Annotated in this window: 16 protein-coding genes; 5 read left to right on the top strand and 11 right to left on the bottom strand. The window is 63.1% G+C overall.

Features of this window, described 5'->3' with window-relative positions; all coding sequences use genetic code 11:
* Nucleotides 1-461 precede the first annotated feature (461 nt).
* A complete protein-coding gene (locus GTK01_RS20970; protein WP_256483720.1) occupies nt 462-596 on the top strand; it encodes a hypothetical protein in 135 nt (44 codons plus the stop codon).
* A gap of 86 nt (nt 597-682) precedes the next feature.
* Here GTK01_RS20970 and GTK01_RS08045 read toward each other — a convergent pair whose 3' ends face one another.
* The gene (locus GTK01_RS08045; RefSeq protein ID WP_252925351.1) at nt 683-1,966 is read right to left on the bottom strand and encodes a polysaccharide biosynthesis/export family protein; all 1,284 of its coding nucleotides are present in this window, start codon (nt 1,964-1,966) and stop codon (nt 683-685) included.
* 432 nt (nt 1,967-2,398) lie between these two features.
* On the opposite strand from GTK01_RS08045, the gene GTK01_RS08040 reads away from it, so the two are divergent.
* Nucleotides 2,399-3,133: a response regulator transcription factor gene (locus tag GTK01_RS08040; protein WP_252925350.1), complete on the top strand. Its 735-nt coding sequence runs from the start codon at nt 2,399-2,401 to the stop codon at nt 3,131-3,133.
* 111 nt (nt 3,134-3,244) lie between these two features.
* Here the strand turns inward: GTK01_RS08040 and GTK01_RS08035 are convergent, their stop codons facing one another.
* A complete protein-coding gene (locus GTK01_RS08035; protein WP_252925349.1) occupies nt 3,245-4,867 on the bottom strand; it encodes a GMC family oxidoreductase in 1,623 nt (540 codons plus the stop codon).
* A 226-nt stretch (nt 4,868-5,093) separates the two neighbouring features.
* Between GTK01_RS08035 and trxA the strand changes: the two genes are divergently transcribed.
* On the top strand, nt 5,094-5,414 hold the full coding sequence (gene trxA / locus GTK01_RS08030) for a thioredoxin (protein ID WP_252925348.1): 321 nt from the start codon (nt 5,094-5,096) through the stop codon (nt 5,412-5,414).
* A 58-nt stretch (nt 5,415-5,472) separates the two neighbouring features.
* Here trxA and GTK01_RS08025 read toward each other — a convergent pair whose 3' ends face one another.
* The 9 genes from GTK01_RS08025 to GTK01_RS07985 all read right to left on the bottom strand — a co-directional run bounded on the left by GTK01_RS08025 (nt 5,473) and on the right by GTK01_RS07985 (nt 13,886).
* A complete protein-coding gene (locus GTK01_RS08025) occupies nt 5,473-6,804 on the bottom strand; it encodes a folylpolyglutamate synthase/dihydrofolate synthase family protein (RefSeq protein ID WP_252925347.1) in 1,332 nt (443 codons plus the stop codon).
* Between the two features lie 22 nt (nt 6,805-6,826).
* Complete coding sequence (gene accD, locus GTK01_RS08020) at nt 6,827-7,750, bottom strand: acetyl-CoA carboxylase, carboxyltransferase subunit beta (RefSeq protein WP_252925346.1); 924 nt, start codon at nt 7,748-7,750, stop codon at nt 6,827-6,829.
* Between the two features lie 35 nt (nt 7,751-7,785).
* Nucleotides 7,786-8,625, bottom strand: coding sequence for a tryptophan synthase subunit alpha (gene trpA, locus GTK01_RS08015; protein ID WP_252925345.1), 840 nt, complete (start codon nt 8,623-8,625; stop codon nt 7,786-7,788).
* Nucleotides 8,626-8,630: 5 nt separating this feature from the next.
* Nucleotides 8,631-9,851: a tryptophan synthase subunit beta gene (gene trpB, locus GTK01_RS08010; protein WP_252925344.1), complete on the bottom strand. Its 1,221-nt coding sequence runs from the start codon at nt 9,849-9,851 to the stop codon at nt 8,631-8,633.
* On the bottom strand, nt 9,848-10,525 hold the full coding sequence (locus GTK01_RS08005) for a phosphoribosylanthranilate isomerase (RefSeq protein ID WP_252925343.1): 678 nt from the start codon (nt 10,523-10,525) through the stop codon (nt 9,848-9,850). The genes trpB and GTK01_RS08005 overlap by 4 nt, the downstream gene beginning before the upstream one ends.
* A 46-nt stretch (nt 10,526-10,571) precedes the next feature.
* Nucleotides 10,572-11,324 (bottom strand): M48 family metallopeptidase, encoded by a 753-nt coding sequence (locus GTK01_RS08000; protein WP_252925342.1) that lies wholly within the window; start codon nt 11,322-11,324, stop codon nt 10,572-10,574.
* Nucleotides 11,325-11,423: 99 nt separating this feature from the next.
* Nucleotides 11,424-11,852, bottom strand: a complete 429-nt coding sequence (locus tag GTK01_RS07995; protein ID WP_252925341.1) for a DUF2852 domain-containing protein — start codon at nt 11,850-11,852, stop codon at nt 11,424-11,426.
* Nucleotides 11,853-11,952: 100 nt separating this feature from the next.
* Nucleotides 11,953-13,110 (bottom strand): benzoate/H(+) symporter BenE family transporter, encoded by a 1,158-nt coding sequence (locus GTK01_RS07990; RefSeq protein ID WP_252925340.1) that lies wholly within the window; start codon nt 13,108-13,110, stop codon nt 11,953-11,955.
* Nucleotides 13,110-13,886, bottom strand: a complete 777-nt coding sequence (locus GTK01_RS07985) for a carboxylesterase (RefSeq protein ID WP_252925339.1) — start codon at nt 13,884-13,886, stop codon at nt 13,110-13,112. Before GTK01_RS07985 ends, GTK01_RS07990 begins: the two co-directional genes overlap by 1 nt.
* Before the next feature lie 200 nt (nt 13,887-14,086).
* Between GTK01_RS07985 and infC the strand changes: the two genes are divergently transcribed.
* Nucleotides 14,087-14,623 (top strand): translation initiation factor IF-3, encoded by a 537-nt coding sequence (infC, locus tag GTK01_RS07980; RefSeq protein WP_252925365.1) that lies wholly within the window; start codon nt 14,087-14,089, stop codon nt 14,621-14,623.
* A 243-nt stretch (nt 14,624-14,866) separates the two neighbouring features.
* Nucleotides 14,867-15,076: a 50S ribosomal protein L35 gene (gene rpmI, locus GTK01_RS07975; protein WP_252925338.1), complete on the top strand. Its 210-nt coding sequence runs from the start codon at nt 14,867-14,869 to the stop codon at nt 15,074-15,076.
* The last annotated feature ends 29 nt before the right edge of the window (nt 15,077-15,105 follow it).

Below are 15,105 nucleotides of genomic sequence, written 5' to 3'. Positions count from 1 at the left end.
ACGCCGAAAATCGGTGCCCCGCACCAACCCAGATGACCGATGCCGAAGCCGCAGCCACATGTCAGGCCGTGCAGAACTCAAATCGCGGCCCTACGGTCTACTAAATGCCGGTAGTTCGAAGTGTCCAGCCAAGTCATCGACCGAATTCTCCCACCCGCGCATAGCCTCCAGCCCAGCAATATCCCGAACTGGATTTGATCTTATTTGAACACTCATGGCCGTTCCCTTGATTGAATAAATTGCAATGAAACTTCGAATCGCCGAGTTTTTGTGCAAATGGCCAACCATTTTTCATGTCGTTCAAAAAGATATACGCCTCCAAACTTCCTTTATGAACTAATCTAAAATGTCTAAACATCATTCATCAGTCGATGCTGAATTGGCGTTCGGCTTGTGCCATGAATTGCTCCAATTCGTCGGCATTGACCCCACATTTTCTAATGATGCTCCAGGAGGCGCTGATGACAGAGGAGGCTGAGCGCGACCTGTGCAGTCGGGTGATTGCCGCGATTGATGATGGCAATTCCATGCGGGAGGCGGCGTGTCGCCTCTCGATCGCGATCTCCACGCGCATGATGGCTTCATTTTCGGCCTGATCGAGAAAGCGCCGGAGCGTCCTCAAGGCAGTCGGATATGACCCGTAAGAAGTCGAATCTGCTCTGGCGACTGCCGAAGCTCATTCTTAGCGAGCGGCGGAGATACTGGCTGCCTCGAGGCCATCGCGCATGGCAGCTTGCGGTTCGATCGCAATTGCTTTCGGGTCAAACTCGATCTGAACGAGGTCGCCTGGCCTTAGCAGAGCATCGCTGGCTGCGGGAGACGTCGTCACGACACCGCCGTTTGACCGTACGACCGCATAGGTTGGCTGCTGCGGCGCACCGTCGCGATCGGAAAGGTCCTCTCCACCCGGAACAGCCAAGGAGTGCAAAGCGAGATCGCGCTTGATGATCGCCTGCTCGAGATTCGCCTGCTCGGACTGTAGTTCCTGGGCGACGATGGTCTGGAAACGGTCCTGCACCCCGTCGAAATCGCGCGTCGCGGCTGCGATACTCTGGCGTGCCCTCATGATGGCAGTCGTCTGATCGAGCCGGCTTGCCTGCAGGCTGTCCAGCAGGCGCTCGAGATCCGTACGTCGAGAGGCGACAGTGATACCGCGGTCGACAAGGCTGGATACTGAGGCCAGTTCGGTCTGCGCGGCCTCTATTCCTCTGTCCGACATCTCGATCTTCTGCTCAAGTACGCCGATCTCCGCCTGCAGCAGTTCGCGCAACTCGCCGATAGACGACTGCTGCCGCGCAAGCTCGCGTGCCCTGGCTTCGAAAATCCCTCGCTCCCGGTCAACCAACTCGCTTGCATACTGTGCGCTGACTTCACGCGACGTCATTGGCGCGAATGCTATCGTCTTCGCACCGGTTCGTTCCGCCTCGAGCCGCGCCAGCCTCGCCTGCCCGAACGCTATCGCGTTTTCTGCTTCGCTGAGGTCGCTTTTGGCCCGGGCGCGACCAAGCAGCGCTCCAATTCCTTGCGTCTCATCCTTCCGCTCGCCGCCGCTGAGGGCCAGGGCATGGAGCGGGGTGAGGCCGGGCCGAAACTCGAACCTGCCGGGCGATTCGACATCACCGATAACGTAGATCGGGGCGTATTCGAGGATCTGGACCGTCACTTCCGGCGGCGACACCAGGCCCCTCTTCGCTCGCAACTGCTCGGCGTAGATGGTCGCGATGGTGCCTGGCTCCTTGTTTGCAACGTCCAGCACGCCGACCACAGGCGTGTCGATGCTGCCGTCCGCCGAAACCGTGAATGCGCCGCCCAGGGCAGACCATTGCTCATAGGCAGACGTCATCGCAGACCACTGGAACACGTCGATCCGTATCTTTGTCTCGGGACCAATCAGGCTGTCAGCCTGTCCCGGCGAGGCGAGCGCCATGGCAACCACTACTTCGGCAGCCACCAGGAGTGGTTTCAACGGGAATCGAGCTAGCATGGGCATATCCAGTCGCGGTTTCCGACGTAGTTGGACGAGGCCAAGCCAATTGGCTGCCGCCGCTGTGCTCCTCATACTGATGGCGCCAAACAAGCGGCTGAAGAGCGTTCAACGGATGCCTCACTCATCTGTTCGGATGACCGAGTACCCGAATGCTCATGGGGCGGCGCGCAACTGACGATGGATCGAGATGCGGGTTGTCGCTTGACGGAGATACGGAACGCAAGGCCAAGGGCCGCATTGGCCAAAGGGATGACCCAACCATCGGATCGTCATCGAACGGAGCAATCGGCGGCGGCCGGCTATCCGTTGTGACGCATAGTGAAGCACCGGGTAGGCCGATAGGGTGGCACTTGGCCCAGATCTCCCATGAACAGGACATGGGCTGTAGCACAGGGGCCGGAAAGGTCCGGCATGACAATGACCGCCGCAGCAGATATTCATGCATGGGCGCTTTTCGTGGGTCCGCAACATTGTGTTCCGAACAGCTTGCTTCGGGCGCTCCGCTCAGAACTGGCGTGGCTCGCGGCGAAACATGTTGCATCGTTGTGCGACCTGTGCCGCTTGACCGATCATCCCGTCGCCTTGGTGGCCATCGATCAGCGCATGGCCGTGAACGCCGAAGACATGGCGCGGGATCTCTTGCGACGCTATCCCGAAGCGATGTTCGCGATCATGGATCACGACCTGGCAGATACCGGGCAGGTGTCGCGACTGGCGCGCAGTTCGCGACTTTTTCACTCAGTTCTGCCCATGAACCTTCGACTGGACCTTTGGCTGTCGGTGGTTGGTCTCCTGGTCAATGGAGGTCAGTACTATCCCCCTTCCATGCTGGGGACGCCGGTCGCTGGCCTCCCTGGCGCCTCCGGTCCACGATCCGCTTCGCCTCGCAACGCAGAACAGGCCATCTTCACCGTCATTGATACGAAGCTTGCAGGCCTCACGCGTCGCGAATTTCAGATACTCGCCATCATGGCAGGAGGACTGCAGAACAAGGCTATCGCCGCCCGGCTTGCTTTATCGGAACACACAGTGAAGGTTCACGTCCATCACATCATCAACAAACTCGGCGCCAACAACCGCACCGAAGCCGCGCTCGTCTATCGACAGTCTGAGCGAGCGTTTCGGTCAGAAAATCAAGCTGTATGATGCGACCACCTATGCTCGCGACGCCGCACAGGCCGCGCCGCGTCATGCTCCGTTTCAAATCGGTTCGACCCCGGATGAGCCGATTTCCATCCAAGCTGCAGGTTGCTGCTGCTATCGCTCCAGCATCATCGCCGCGCCCTTTTCCGCGATCATGATGGTCGGCGAGTTGGTGTTGCCCGACGTGATCGTCGGCATCACGGACGCGTCGATGACGCGCAGCCCCGCCACGCCCCGCACGCGCAGCCGGCCGTCGAGAACGGCCCCTTTGTCGTCGTCGGCTCCCATTCGCGCCGTACCGACCGGATGGAAGATCGTCGTTCCGAGGTCACCGGCTGCGACCAGCAGATCCTCGCGGGAGGCGACATGCGCGCCGGGTTTCATTTCCTCGGGCGCGTAAGGCGCGAGGGCGGGCTGGGTGACGATGCGCCGGGCCCATTCGAGCGACTCCACCGCAACCTCCCTGTCTTCCGGCGTCGACAGATAGTTGGGACGGATTTCGGGCATCTCTTCCGGCGCCCGCGAGGTGACATGGACACCGCCGCGGCTGGTCGGACGCAGGTTGCAGACGCTGGCGGTGAAAGCCGGATAGGCGTGGAGGCCCGCACCCCAGCTGTCGAGCGAAAGCGGCTGGAAGTGGAATTCGAGATTGGCGGTCTCGAAGCTCGGGTTCGACTTGACGAAGGCGCCGACCTGCGAGGGCGCCATCGTCAGGGGACCGCGCCTGCGAAGCGCATAGTCGACGCCCATCAGTGCCCGGTGGAACAGGTTTGCATACTGGTCGTTCAGCGTGCGGATGCCGGTGACCTTGTAGATCGGCCGGATCTGCAGGTGGTCCTGCAAGTTCTCGCCCACGCCAGGCAGATGCACAATGCTTTCGATTCCGATCGCACCGAGGCGCGCCGCATCGCCGATGCCGGAGCGCTCGAGAATCGCAGGCGAACCCACCGCCCCTGACGAAAGCACGATCTCGCCGCGCGCCCGGACGACGTGATCCTCGCCGGCCCGCCTGAATACGAGCGCGCTCGCACGGCCATCTTCGACGATCACGCGGTCGACCAGAACGCCTGTCTCCACCTTCAGGTTCGGACGGTTCAGCACCGGCTTCAGAAAGCCGCGCGCGGCGCTCCAACGGCGGCCGCGCTTCTGGTTGACCTGGAAATAGGAGGAGCCGGTGTTGTCTCCCGTATTGAAATCCGGGATTTTGGGAATGCCGGCTTCCTGCGCCGCATCGCGGATGCGATCGAGGATGTCCCATTGGATCCGCGGATGCTCCACACGCCATTCGCCGCCGGCACGATGGAAAGCATCCGGCGGGCTTTCATGATCCTCATGCTTCAGGAAGAAGGGCAGAACATCGTCCCATCCCCATCCCAGCAAGCCGAGCTGGCGCCAGTGATCGTAGTCGCGCGCCTGCCCGCGCATGTAGATCATCGCATTGATCGCCGACGAGCCACCAAGGGTCTTGCCTCGCGGGTAGGCAAGACTGCGGCCATTGAGACCGGGTTCGGGCGCTGTCTTGAACATCCAGTCGGCCCGCGGATTACCAATGGCGAAGAGATATCCGACCGGGATGTGGAACCAGATCCAGTTGTCGCGCCCCCCGCCTTCCAGGAGGAGAACACGATTTTTCGGATCGGCCGACAGACGATTGGCGAGCACGCAGCCCGCCGATCCCGCGCCGGCGATCACATAGTCGAATTCGCCAGCGTCGACTGCGTTGGCCGTCTGGTTCAACAATCTCGCTCCCCCGCCACCAGCACCTTGACGGTATAGCCGATTGACGGCGCCAGAAAAGAGGCCGTCTACCCATTTGCCGTCACGTAGCGCTGCGAGTCGGGTTTGAACGGGCGCTCCGATTATGCTGAGGTCCGACGATGCGATTCCCTGCGCGCCGCCGGCTTGAAGCCGCCAGCCCGCAGCACCACATCAAGCCTCGACGACGGTTCCCAAGGAGACCCCAATGGCCACGGTCAAGATCGACAATAACAACTTCCAGACGGACGTGCTGCAGGCTGCGGAGCCCGTGGTCGTGGATTTCTGGGCTGAATGGTGCGGCCCCTGCAAGATGATCGCGCCAGCGCTCGACGAAATCGCCGCCGAGATGGGCGGCAAGGTGAAGATCGCAAAGATCAACATCGACGAAAATCCCGAGTTGGCCGCGCAGTTCGGCGTGCGCTCGATCCCGACGCTGATGCTCTTCAAGGGCGGCGAAGTGGCCGACATGAAGGTCGGCGCGGCGCCGAAGACGGCGCTGTCCTCCTGGATCAGCGGCAACGTCTGATCGATAGGATCGGAATACCAATAGCCCGGCCTGCGCGCCGGGCTTTTTCTTTGGCAGATCAGCGCGGCAGGGTGCCGTTTTTCTCCAGCACTTCGCCTGCGAGGTAGAGCGAGCCGCAAATCAGGATGCGTGGCGGCACTTCAAGGCCGTTCCAGGTATCGGCGAGGAGACGCAGCGCGCTTTCGACGGACGAAACGGGTTCGGCCGACAGGCCCGCCTCCATGGCGCGCGCCGCCAGTTCGTCGTTGGGAACGCCGGCATCCGAATGCGCCACCGGCACGGTGAAGACGTGACGCGCCATGCCTTTGAAGGCGCCGAAATAGCCGGACTGGTCCTTCGTATTGATCATGCCCGCAATGAGGAAGAGGGGTCGCGGACGCTTTTCCTCCTGTTCGGCCATGGCTTCTGCGATGACCGTGCCGGCACCCGGATTGTGGCCACCGTCGAGCCAGATTTCAGAGCCGTCCGGCGCGAGGTCGACCAGATCGCCGTCCGCAAGCTTCTGCATGCGTCCCGACCATTCGACCTTCTTCATCGCGCGGTCTGCGACACGCAGCGATCCGTCGAAGCCGGCTGCCTTGATGGCGGCGATGGCGGTCGCGGCATTGGCGAACTGGTGGCGACCGACCAGGCGAGGCGGCGTCAGGTCGAGAAGACCCCCCTCGTCCTGATAGATCATCCGGCCGTTTTCCTCATAGGCTATGAAATCCTGGCCGTAGACCAGGAGCGGGCAGCCGAGCCGTTCGGCCGTGTCGACAAGAACGTCGCGCGCGGCGTCGTGCTCCTGCGCACCGATGACGACCGGCACGCCGCGCTTGATAATGCCGGCCTTTTCGACCGCGATGAGCTCGACCCGGTCGCCCAGATAGGCCTCGTGATCGAGTGAGATCGGCATGATGACCGACACGGCAGGCCGCGCGATGACGTTGGTCGCATCGAAGCGACCGCCGAGGCCGACTTCAATAATCGCCGCGTCGGCCGGATGCTCGGAAAAGAGCACGAAGCCGACCGCCGTCAGGATTTCGAAGACCGTGATGGTCTGGCCGTGGTTGGCCTCGGCTGCACGAGCGATGGCATCGGCGAAGACCGCGTCGGCGACAAACTGCCCGCCGCCTGGCTGGCCGAGGCGATAGCGTTCATGCCAGCGAACCAGATGTGGCGAAGTATGGACGTGCACGATCCGGCTGGCCGCTTCGAGCATCGCGCGCGAAAACGCGGCCGCCGATCCCTTGCCATTGGTGCCGGCGATGTGGATCACCGGCGGCAGGCGATCCTGCGGATCGTCCAGCTTTTCGAGGAGGCGCAGGATTCGATCCAGCGAGAGGTCAAAGCCCTTTGGGTGCAGCGACATCAGCCGCTCGATCTGCTGCTCGGCGGTCAGGAGGCTCATCGCGGGTTTCCGGGCGCGGGTATCACGCTGGAGCGCGGTTGTCGGCTGGTTCGGGCGCCGGCGGTGACATGTCGGCCAAGGCCGGCACATCCGCGGCGGGCGTATGCGTCAGAATCTTCAGGAGACCGGAGATGGTCGCCTTCAGTTCAAGCCGCGAAACGACCATGTCCACCATGCCGTGATCCATGAGGTATTCGGCGCGCTGGAACCCTTCCGGCAGTTTCTCGCGGATGGTCTGCTCGATGACGCGCGGGCCGGCGAAGCCGATGAGCGCGCCCGGCTCGGCAATATGAACATCGCCCAGCATCGCATAGGAAGCCGTGACGCCGCCGGTCGTGGGATTCGTCAGGACGACGATATAGGGCAGACCGGCTTCCTTGAGCCGGTCGACAGCGACCGTCGTGCGGGCGAGCTGCATCAGCGAGAGGATGCCTTCCTGCATGCGCGCGCCGCCCGAAGCTGCGAAGAGCACCAGGGGGCGCTTCTTGTCGACCGCCGTCTCGAAGCCGCGAATGATTGCATCGCCCGCGGCCATGCCGAGCGAGCCACCCATGAAGGCGAAATCCTGCACGGTGGCGACGATCGGCAGGCCGTCGATCGTGCCGGTGGCATTGACGATGGCGTCTTCCATGCCGGTCTTGGTCTTGGCGTCGCGCAGGCGGTCCGTGTAGCGCTTCTCGTCGCGGAACTTCAGCGGATCGACAACCGCTTTCGGATTCTCGATCGTCTCGTACTGGCCATCGTCGAAGAAGTAGCGCAGCCGCTCCTTGGCGGAGATCTTCATGTGATGCCCGCTCGAGGGGATCACATACTGGTTGCTCTCGAGATCCTTGTGGAACACCATCTCGCCCGTCTCGGGGTCCTTGATCCACAGATTCTCGGGCATGTCGCGCCGGCCGAGCATCGAGTTGATCTTGGGGCGGACGTAATTGTTGATCCAGTTCATCGCGGAGCCTTCCGTTCTATCTGGAAAATGGGGTGTCAGACGGCCTGTGCAAGGCGCGCGGAACGAACGCCCTGCGCGAGGCCGGACACCAGCGTCGCAACGGCTTCGGCCGGATCGGCGGTCTTCTCGCCCTTCGGGCCGAGGACATTTGCCACCGCATTGACGATGGCTGTGCCAACCACGACGCCGTCCGCGGAAGCGCCGATCGCCCGCGCCTGTTCGGCCGTCTTGACGCCGAAGCCGACGCAGATCGGCAGATCGGTGTGGCTCTTGATCCGCGCAACCGCCCCCGCGACCTTCGACGTATCCGGCAGGGCCGAACCGGTGATGCCGAGCATCGAGACGTAGTAGACGAAGCCCGACGTATTCTCGAGCACCTTGGGAAGGCGCTTGTCGTCGGTCGTCGGCGTTGCAAGCCGGATGAAGTTGATGCCGGCCCTCAGCGCCGGGATGCACAATTCGCCGTCCATTTCGGGCGGCAGGTCGACGACGATCAGCCCGTCGATCCCCGACGCCTTCGCGTCGGTCAGGAATTTCTCGACGCCGTAGATGTAGATGGGGTTGTAGTAGCCCATCAGGACGATCGGCGTGGCGTCGTCTTGCCTGCGGAAATCCGCCGCCATTTGCAGCGTCTTCTTCAAGGTCTGGCCGGCCTTGAGCGCGCGCAGGCCCGCCGCCTGGATCGCGGGACCATCTGCCATCGGATCGGAGAACGGCATGCCGAGCTCGATGATGTCGGACCCGGCCTTCGGCAACGCCTTCATGATCGACAGCGAGGTGTCATAGTCCGGGTCGCCGCCCATGAAATAGGTGACGAGGGCGGGGCGGCCTTCGGCCTTCAAATCCGCCATGCGACGGTCGATGCGAGTGGTCATATGATTTACAGCCCCATGCCCAGGATCTTGCCGACGGTGAAGATGTCCTTGTCGCCGCGGCCGCACAGATTCATGACGATGATCTCGTCCTTGCCCATCTTCGGTGCGCGCTTGACGACTTCGGCCAGTGCATGGGCGGGTTCGAGCGCCGGGATGATGCCTTCGAGCCGCGTCAGGAGCTGAAACGCTTCCAACGCCTCGTCGTCCATGATCGGCACGTATTCGACGCGGTTCGTCTCTTTCAGCCACGAATGTTCCGGGCCGATTCCCGGATAGTCGAGGCCGGCCGAGATCGAGTGACCATCCTTGATCTGGCCGTCATCGTTCTGAAGCAGATAGGTTCGGTTGCCGTGAAGCACGCCCGGCGCGCCCGCGGTCAGCGAGGCGCAATGTTCTTCGCCGTCCAGCCCCTTGCCGCCTGCTTCGACGCCGACGATCTTCACCGAGGCGTCGTCCAGGAAGGGATGGAACAGGCCGATGGCGTTCGAGCCGCCGCCGACGGCTGCGATCAAGAGATCGGGCAGGCGGCCCTCCGCCGCCATCATCTGCTCGCGCAATTCCTTGCCGATGACGGACTGGAACTCCCGCACGAGCTCAGGATAAGGATGCGGCCCGGCAGCCGTTCCGATCAAGTAATAGGTGTCCTCGACATTGGTCACCCAATCGCGCAAGGCCTCGTTCATCGCGTCCTTGAGCGTGCCGTGGCCGGACGAGACGGGGATGACCTTTGCGCCCAGCAGCTTCATCCGGAACACGTTCGGCGCCTGCCGTTCGACGTCGGTCGCGCCCATATAGACGACGCAGGGAAGCCCAAAACGCGCGCAAACGGTGGCGGTCGCGACGCCGTGCTGGCCGGCGCCCGTCTCCGCGATGATGCGCGTCTTGCCCATGCGGCGCGCCAGCAGGATCTGGCCGAGGCAGTTGTTGATCTTGTGCGAGCCGGTGTGGTTGAGCTCGTCGCGCTTGAAATAGATCTTGGCGCCGCCGAGGTGCTCGGTCAGGCGTTCAGCGAAATAGAGCGGCGAGGGTCGGCCGGTATAGTGCGTGTTGAGGTGGTCTAGCTCTGCCTGGAAGGCTGAATCCACCCGTGCGGCTTTCCAGTGTTCCTCCAGATCGAGGATCAGCGGCATCAGCGTTTCGGCGACGAAGCGGCCACCGAAAATGCCGAACATGCCTTCCGGGTCGGGTCCGGCTCGGAAGGAATTGGGCGCAACGGGACTGTTCATGACGTCAACTCCCTTGAAGCCGGCGGGCCGGCACGGGCGGCTTCAACCGCCTCGAAGAATTTCGCGATCAGCGCCGGGTCCTTGATGCCCGGAGCGCTTTCGACGCCGGACGATATGTCGATGCCGGGCGGGTTCGCCTGCCGCAGCGCATCGGCGATGTTGCCAGCGTTGAGGCCTCCGGAAAGCATGTATTCGAGCCCGGGGTCAAGGGCGGCAAGAAGACGCCAGTCGAACGAGACGCCATTGCCGCCCGGCAGGTCCGAGCCCTTGGGCGGTCTGGCGTCGAAAAGGAAGCGATCGGCAACCCCGCGATAGGGCGCGATCCGCTCAAGGTCGGCCGCAGCGCTGACAGAAAAGGCCTTCATGACGGGCAGGCCGAAGCGCGCCTTGACCTCGGCGACCCGAGCCGGCGTCTCCTTGCCGTGAAGCTGGAGCATGTCGGGCGACATCGCGGAAACGATCGCATGGAGCATCGCGTCGTCGGCGTCGACCGTGACGGCAACCGACTTCACCTTGCCCCTGCCCCGAGCGGCGAGGCGTGCCGCCTCGTTCGGGCCGATATGGCGGGGGCTCTTCTCGAAGAAAATGAAGCCGACATGCGACGCGCCGCCTTCCAGCGCCGCATCGACGGCCGCATCCGTCTTCAAGCCGCAAATCTTGATGTCGTGGGTCATGGCCGGGCAAGTGCCATGGAATCGCGGCGAAGTCGAGAAGCGGGCGCTATTCGAACCGGATCGCCTGCAGGACGCCGCCGTTCTTTTTCAGCCACGCGCGGGCTTCATCGGCGCGGGGGCAAAGCTGTCGGCACAGCGCCCAGAACTTAGGCCCGTGGTTCATCTCCTTTAGATGCGCCACTTCGTGCGCGACGAGGTAGTCGATGACAGTCTTCGGCGCCATCATGATGCGCCATGAAAAGGAGAGCGTGCCGTCCGAGGTGCACGAGCCCCAGCGGCTCGTCGTGTCGCGATAGCGTACCGCTTTTGCACGACGGCCGACGGCGGCGGTGTGCCTGGCGACAAGGATTTCGATGTCGCGCTTCGCCTCGCGTTTCAGGAAATCGGCCAGGCGTCGCGGCAGATGCGCGCGATCGCCGTGGACGATGAGCGCCGGCTCGCCTTCTACCTCACCCAGCGTCACCGTGCCGCGCCCTGGATCATGGACGATCAGGTGCGGGATTCCGCGCAATGGCAGTTTCACGCCCGGGCGCAGCGCCGCGTCATTGGGCAGTTTCGCCAGACGCGTTTCGAGCCAGACCTGATGACGGTCGAGGAAGCGGTCGACCTCGCGCGGATCCATGCCGGGCGGAACGGTGATGCGCAGCCCCTTGCCACCGGTCTCGATCCGCAGCGTCAGCCGCCGGGCGCGCGCGTTCTCGACGATGCGCAGCGGCAATGTGCGCGCGGCAACCGTGTGCATTCGCTCGATGGAAGCGGCTGGAGGGCGCGGGCGTGACTTGAAGAGGCCGAGAACCATGACTGCAATCTAGACGATTCGGCACGAACCAGCGGAGCAAAAATGAAAAACGGCGCCGCTCGCGCGACGCCGTCTGCATGCTATCCCAATCGCGGCGGCTTAGGCCGGATTGAAGATTTCGCCATCCTGAGGCTTTTGCGGCGTGTTGCGCGAACGATTGGCCATGAAGCGATCGAACTCTTCCTGGTCCTTGGCGCGGCGCAGCTCGCGGGCATACTCTTCGAAATCGTCGCGCGCTTCATCGAGCTTGCGGCGCTCTTCGTTGAGACGGTCGAGTTCCTTGGTTCGCCATTCGTCGAAGGCGACATTGCCGGTGCGCGGAGCGCCCGCACGATAGGAAGCCTTGCGACAGGAGGAGAAGAAGCCGTCCGTCGCGCGATTGACGTCGCCCTTGAAGGCGTCGAGGCGGTCGCCCCAGATGATGTAGGCGAGCATGGCGAGGCCGAGCGGCCAGAACACCATGAAGCCGATGACCATCAAGGCGATGGTGGCAGGCGTCCATGCAGGACGGATCAGTGCTTTTGTCATCGTCACCCGTTCCTTTCGGTGGCTCGCAGCCCATCCGGCTGCTTCATTTCGAAATGGTAACGGGGTAATCCGACTTCAAGAAAATTCGGAGATGGCGCGATCAACGCCGCTTGCGCCGGCGTGCTGCCAATCGGTCGAGGACGAGCACGAACAGCCCGGCGACAAGACCCCAGAACGCCGCGCCGACGCCGCCGATCGTCAGCCCAGATGCGGTGACCGAGAAGGCGACGATGGCGGGGACGCGCTCGGTCGGATCGGCCATCGCAAGACCAAGCGCGTTGGTCAACGGCGCCAGAAGCCCGACGCCGGCCACCAGCAGGATGAGGCTTTGCGGTAGCACGTCGAACAAAGCGACGAGCGAGGCGCCGAAGATCGCGAAGACCACATACCAAAGAGCGTAGAAGGGCCCGGTGAGCCAGCGCTTGCCCGCGTCGGGATGGGCGTCGGGGTCCGTGCATATCGCCGCCGAGATGGCGGCAAGGTTCGTCGTCAGCGCATTGAACGGCGCAGAGAGAAGCGAGACGAAGCCGGTCGTGCCGATCAGGAGGCCGGTTGGCGGATTGTAGCCGGCGGCGCGCAGGACAGCGATGCCGGCAAGGTTCTGCGAGGCCATGGTGACGAGGTAGAGGGGAACGGCGAGACCGATGAATGCGGTCAGCGAGAAGTCGGGCGAAGTCCACACAAGCGTCGAAAGTTCGAACGCCGGCAGGCTGCCGACACGGCCGAGCGCAAAAGCCAGCACGGCCCCGCCCACGAGCACGGCCAGGACCGACAAGGCGGGATTGAACAGACGCAGGACAAAAAAGGCGAGAAGCAGCGGAAGGACGAGGATGGCGTCCATGCCGACGGCGCGCGCGGCGCCCATGACGAAGGCGACGACGATGCCGGCAAGCATGCCCGACGCGACCGAGGAGGGGATCATCGATACGAGGCGCGTCAGCGGCCGCATGAGGCCGGTCAGCATCAGGAGAAGCGCAGCACCGATGAAGGCGCCGACCGCGTCGGCCATGGTGAAGCCGGTGCTCGCGCCGAGAAGGGCGGCGCCCGGCGTCGACCATGCGGTGATGACCGGCATGCGCGTCCACCAGGAGAGAAACAGTGCTTCGGCCGCCTTGGCGAGGCAGACCGCCGTGACCATGCTGGCGGTTTGCTGCGTCGTCGCGCCGACCGCGGCGGCGGCGGCAATAACCAGCGCCAGCGTCGAGCCGAAGCCGACCACCGCCGCGACAAGGGAGGAGACGACGACCGATGGCCGCATCAGGCGGAAATCCGATCGCAAAGTCCCTCGGCGGCCTTCAGGATCAGCGCAATGTCCTGCGGCCGCGACAGCCGGTGATCGCCATCCTTGACCAGCGACACCGTGACGTCATCGGCAGGCAGGTGCTCGACGAGCTTCAAGGCATGCGTATGCGGCACGTCGGGATCAGCCAGTCCCTGGATAATGGTGACGGGGCAATGCGTATCGATGATGCCGTTCATCACGCGATTGACGCGACCATCCTCGAACAGCGCGCGCGTATAGATGTTTGGCTCGGGAGAGTATTCGGAATGCTCCTCCATGTAGCCCCTGGTCTCGAGGTCGCGCCGATGCGCTTTCGTGAGCTTCGGCTCCATGAGCTCGATCGTGAAATCGGGCGCGGGCGCGAGCAGGAGAAGCCCGCCGACCCGTCCGCTCTCTCCGGCCTTTTGGAGTTCCTGCACCATGCGCAGCGCGATCCAGGCGCCCATGGACGAGCCGACAAGGACCTGGGGCCCCTCGGTCTGGCTGCGGAAGACCGCGAGGCTCTCGGCCAGCCATCTGGAAATTGTCCCATCGACGAACGCGCCACCGGATTCGCCGTGACCGGAATAGTCGTGGCGCAGGCTCGCGCGGTCCGTCTCCAGCGCCCACGCATCCAGCGCCTCGGCCTTGGTGCCGAGCATGTCGGAGCGGTAGCCTCCAAGCCAGACAATGCCCGGGGCGCGGCCGGCGCGGCGGCGATAGGCGATGTCGATCCCGTCGACTTCAAGTGTGGCGGGCGCGGCGTGCTCCATGGTCGTCTCCTTGATATCCGGCCGTTTTGCGCCATCTGATAGCATGGGACGACGCCCTCGCCACTTTTTCGCGAAGCCCGTGATTTTTCGCGCCGCTTGTGCTATTGACACGCCCCATGATGCGGCGACAGAAACGCAAGCTTTTTCGCGAATACCGACTTTTTGACCCCGAACGTCAATGATTTGAGGAGACTACGACCATTCGCAGACCGTTCAAAGCCGCGGCGCCGACCAAGGAAGGCCCGCGCTCAAACCGTGATATCCGTGTACCGCAGGTGCAGCTCATCGATGCCGAAGGCCTGAATCGTGGCGTCGTCTCGATCAATGAGGCCCTGATCCTCGCCGAGGATGCGGGTATGGATCTCGTGGAAATCTCGCCGAACCAGACGCCCCCCGTCTGCAAGATCACCGATCTCGGCAAGATGAAGTATGCCAGCCAGAAGAAGGCCGCCGAGGCGCGCAAGAAGCAGAAGACCATCGAGATCAAGGAGATCAAGATGCGTCCGAACATCGACACCCACGACTACGAGGTGAAGATGAAGGCCGTGCGCCGGTTCTTCGACGAAGGCGACAAGGTGAAGCTGACCCTTCGTTTCCGCGGCCGCGAGATGGCGCATATGGAGCTCGGTATGAAGCTCTTGAACCGCGTGCGCGAAGAAGTCGCCGAGATCGCCAAGGTCGAGGCCGAGCCGAAGCTCGAAGGCCGGCAGATGATGATGGTGCTGGCCCCGCGCTGATCGAATCCGAGGCGTAATGGAGACGTTGCGAATCTCCGTTGCGCTTTTTGCGCCGCGCGTTTATAGACCGCGCGTTCGTGAGCCGTCCGGCAGGGCATGCCGTGTCGGCTCGAAATGCTTAAAGCTCATCGAATATCGAGCGAAGCGAGAAGCAGCCGACCGGCTGCCGTCGGTCGTCCGACGCCCTCGCGGAGCTGCCGATGTAAATCGACTGGTGTGAGCGCACAATAACGGAGAAGCAAAATGCCCAAGATGAAGACGAAGTCTTCTGCCAAGAAGCGGTTCAAGATAACCGGCACTGGCAAGGTCAAGGCGGCTGCCGCAGGCAAGCGCCATGGCATGATCAAGCGTTCCAACAAGTTCATCCGCGACGCACGCGGCATGATGGTCCTCGCGGAGCCCGACGCCAAGAAGGTGATCCGCAACTATCTGCCCAATGGCGGTGGCCTCTAAGGCCTCTCGGACCGACGAATTCTAAGGAG

Source organism: Aliihoeflea sp. 40Bstr573 (assembly GCF_024105655.1).
Classification (GTDB): domain Bacteria; phylum Pseudomonadota; class Alphaproteobacteria; order Rhizobiales; family Rhizobiaceae; genus Aliihoeflea.
Note: the sequence above shows the minus strand (reverse complement) of the source record. Positions and strands in the feature narration are given on the sequence as shown.

Coding starts and splice junctions, on each gene's coding strand:
- GTK01_RS20970 (WP_256483720.1), top strand. CDS start 462: ATGACAGAGGAGGCTGAGCGCGACCTGTGCAGTCGGGTGATTGCCGCG.
- GTK01_RS08040 (WP_252925350.1), top strand. CDS start 2,399: ATGACAATGACCGCCGCAGCAGATATTCATGCATGGGCGCTTTTCGTG.
- trxA (WP_252925348.1), top strand. CDS start 5,094: ATGGCCACGGTCAAGATCGACAATAACAACTTCCAGACGGACGTGCTG.
- GTK01_RS08025 (WP_252925347.1), bottom strand. CDS start 6,804: ATGAGCCTCCTGACCGCCGAGCAGCAGATCGAGCGGCTGATGTCGCTG.
- accD (WP_252925346.1), bottom strand. CDS start 7,750: ATGAACTGGATCAACAATTACGTCCGCCCCAAGATCAACTCGATGCTC.
- trpA (WP_252925345.1), bottom strand. CDS start 8,625: ATGACCACTCGCATCGACCGTCGCATGGCGGATTTGAAGGCCGAAGGC.
- trpB (WP_252925344.1), bottom strand. CDS start 9,851: ATGAACAGTCCCGTTGCGCCCAATTCCTTCCGAGCCGGACCCGACCCG.
- GTK01_RS08005 (WP_252925343.1), bottom strand. CDS start 10,525: ATGACCCACGACATCAAGATTTGCGGCTTGAAGACGGATGCGGCCGTC.
- GTK01_RS08000 (WP_252925342.1), bottom strand. CDS start 11,324: ATGGTTCTCGGCCTCTTCAAGTCACGCCCGCGCCCTCCAGCCGCTTCC.
- GTK01_RS07995 (WP_252925341.1), bottom strand. CDS start 11,852: ATGACAAAAGCACTGATCCGTCCTGCATGGACGCCTGCCACCATCGCC.
- GTK01_RS07990 (WP_252925340.1), bottom strand. CDS start 13,110: ATGCGGCCATCGGTCGTCGTCTCCTCCCTTGTCGCGGCGGTGGTCGGC.
- GTK01_RS07985 (WP_252925339.1), bottom strand. CDS start 13,886: ATGGAGCACGCCGCGCCCGCCACACTTGAAGTCGACGGGATCGACATC.
- rpmI (WP_252925338.1), top strand. CDS start 14,867: ATGCCCAAGATGAAGACGAAGTCTTCTGCCAAGAAGCGGTTCAAGATA.